The sequence below is a fragment of the Frankia sp. AgKG'84/4 genome (assembly GCF_023242965.2).
Taxonomy (GTDB): domain Bacteria; phylum Actinomycetota; class Actinomycetes; order Frankiales; family Frankiaceae; genus Frankia.
Map to the genome: position 1 here is coordinate 1 of NZ_JALKFU020001173.1, position 2,711 is coordinate 2,711.

3 protein-coding genes and 1 pseudogene are annotated in these 2,711 nt (G+C 72.8%); 1 reads left to right on the forward strand and 3 read right to left on the reverse strand.

Annotated elements, in window-relative coordinates; genetic code table 11:
* Nucleotides 1-410, reverse strand: a 410-nt coding sequence (locus MXD58_RS28320; RefSeq protein ID WP_250611227.1) for a DsbA family protein, incomplete at its 3' end; no start/stop codon positions are given.
* Between the two features lie 99 nt (nucleotides 411-509).
* Here MXD58_RS28320 and MXD58_RS28325 point away from each other — a divergent pair.
* A complete protein-coding gene (locus tag MXD58_RS28325) occupies nucleotides 510-1,532 on the forward strand; it encodes an LLM class flavin-dependent oxidoreductase (protein ID WP_248836995.1) in 1,023 nt (340 codons plus the stop codon).
* A gap of 81 nt (nucleotides 1,533-1,613) precedes the next feature.
* Here MXD58_RS28325 and MXD58_RS31480 read toward each other — a convergent pair.
* Nucleotides 1,614-1,826 (reverse strand): annotated as a pseudogene (locus tag MXD58_RS31480) (toll/interleukin-1 receptor domain-containing protein); the annotation flags it as partial.
* Between the two features lie 66 nt (nucleotides 1,827-1,892).
* Nucleotides 1,893-2,420, reverse strand: a complete 528-nt coding sequence (locus MXD58_RS28330; RefSeq protein ID WP_248836996.1) for a Zn-ribbon domain-containing OB-fold protein — start codon at nucleotides 2,418-2,420, stop codon at nucleotides 1,893-1,895.
* Between the last annotated feature and the right edge of the window lie 291 nt (nucleotides 2,421-2,711).

A 2,711-nucleotide genomic window follows, 5' to 3' on the forward strand; every position in this document is an offset into this window, starting at 1 on the left:
GCGTCGCGGCCGGCGGCGTCGAACACCGGCCGGCCCGCGCCGAAATGCGCCGCGTGCAGGGCGCTGACCGCCTCGGCCTGCCAGCCGACATCGGTGACCAGGTGCAGCAGCCGATGCAGGTCGAAGGTGTTCCCGCTGAGCCGGTCCGCGGTGTACGCCAGCCTCTCGCCGCGGGCGGCGTCGGCGACCCGGTCCTCCATCACGGCGATCTCCTCGACGGAGCGCCCGAACTTCGCGGCCAGCGCCTCGCGCAGCGGACCGGACTCGCCGCGGGGCAGCGTCGGGTCCAGCTCGTAGGAGTGGAACACCACGCTCACCTCGTCCCGGTGTGCGAAGCCGGCCAGGGCGCGCTCGAACCGCGCCTTCCCGATGTAGCACCAGGGGCAGACGACGTCACTCCAGATGTCCACGCGCCTAGGTCCGACCGTAACCCGCCTCGTCACGGCACCGTCGTGGGGCACAGCGGGCCGCAGCGGAATGCGCTCGGGCGGCCGGGAATTGAGGTGGAGGTGAGTGTTGCTGACGACGTTCTTCCCCTGGCGGTCCTCGACTTCGTCGGGATCGAGCACGGCGAGCCCCCGAGCGCCGCGATCGCCGGCGCGGTGGGCATCGCGCAGGCCGTCGAGGCGGCCGGCTACCGGCGGTACTGGGTGTCGGAGCACCACAACATGGCCAGCTTGGCGTGTAGCGCCCCGGAGTTGCTGACCGCGCACGTCGGTGCCCGGACCTCTCGGATCCGGGTCGGCGCCGCCGGGATCATGCTGCCGAACCACACGCCGTTCAAGGTCGCCGAGACGTTCCGGACGCTGCTGGCGATGTACCCGGGGCGCATCGATCTCGCGCTCGGCCGCGCGCCGGGGACCGATCCGTTGACGGCCCATGTGCTGCGCCGGGGCGTGTCCGCCGACCCGGGGGCCGAGTTCCCCGGACAGGTCGGCGAGCTGCTGGCGTTCCTGGGCGACGGCTTCCCCGCCGGCCATCCCTACGAGCGGCTCGTGGCCGCGCCGCTGGTCGAGGAACGGCCCGAACTGTTCGTGCTGGGCTCCAGCCCCTACGGCCCGAAGTTCGCCGCCGTCAATGGCCTGAGCGCCGTGTTCGCCCACCACATGAGCCCGGACCTCGCCGTCGAGGCACTACGCGCCTACCGACGCGACTTCACCCCGCGTACCGACGGCGCGTCGCCGTACTCGGCGATGTCCGTCCTGGCCTTCGCCAGCGACGACGAGGAGGCGATCGGCGAGTTCGAGGCATCCTGGACCCTGCAAATCCAGAACATCACCCGCGGGGTCCGCGAACCGCTGCGGCCCCAGGACGTCCGGGCGTACGCCCGCTCGCCGCAGTTCGCCGCCGCCCGCCGCCACGACGACGCCCGGATGGTGACCGGCGAGCCGAAATCCGTCGCCGCCCGCCTGCTCGAACTCCGGCAGCAGGCCCAGGTCGACGAGATCGTCGTGGTCACCCCAAGCCTGGACCGCGACCGCCGCCGTGCCAGCTTCACCGCCCTGGCCGACGCCTGGCGGCAGGTGGCCTGAGCGGGCCGCGCCTACCGACGCCGACCCCACCGCCTCCACCGTGATTGTTCGCCGGCAGGTGGGGGGCGTGATGCGATTGATCGTCCGTAGTAGCGGCGGGGACTCACACTGGCGGATACGCACGGGAATGACCGGCGTGCCGCCCCCGATCGCATCCGCCAGTGCCGCGTTCAACTCCGACCTGCACCACCGTGAGGCGAGATAGTCCGGCGAGAGAATCACGAGAACGCTGATGAAGACCGCGCGCGGCCCGTCAGCCGCCTCTGCCCCGCCACCCGGCGCCCCCGTGCTCACCGGTCAACAATGGCATCCCGCTGGCGACGGGCAATACTCCGTGCCGCTCCAAGCCAGCGGATCGGGTTAGGACGCCGCCGCGATCTCCGCCAGTACGCGTGGGCGGAAAACGACACGCGGGGCTTCTGCGCCTGGTCGCAGGTCGAAAGCGGCGCGCACCGGCTGGCCGATGGTCACCTCGGCCGGGCGGATGCCATCGAGTCGACCGGGCAGCTGGAGTCCTTCGTCCAGGGTGACCAGGGCCAGTGCGTACGGTCGGCGGCCGGCGAATGCCCGCATCGGCGGCTGACGCATGACGATGAAGCTGTCCACGACGCCGGTCCCGCTCGTCGACTCCAGCACCGTCTGCCCGCCGCAGTGCCCGCAGCGCGGCGGCACCGGATCAAGCCAGGCCCGACAGTCCAGGCACCGGCGCAGCGCGAAGCCGTCGTCGCCCAGCGCCTCCCCGCGCGGCTCCACCTCCAGCCCCGCCGGCGGCCACTCGAGGGCCGGCTGTGCCTCGACCGCCGCCGGCGCCAGATCGGGTTGTGACTGCGGCACTCGTTCCGGTTCCGGCGCCGGGGTGGGGATGGGGGTGGGGGTGGGGATGGGCATCGGGATGGGCCTGGGGATGGGCGCAGGTGATGCCACCGCCAGCGGCGTTGGCGTGTCCGGCGGCGTTTCCATGGTCGTCGACGGGATTACCGTGACGGCTGGAACGCGCTGGGACGGTGGTGGACCGGCCGCCGGTGCCGGCGCGGCCGGGGTCCGATCGCCTAGTACGACCACGTGTGGGCGGGTGATCGCCTCCATCCAGGGTCGACCGGTGGCGGCGCGCCCGGCGGGAACGCCCGGAGCCGCTGCGGCGACCTCCACCCCGGCGCCTGGCCTGTCGCCGCCGTGTCC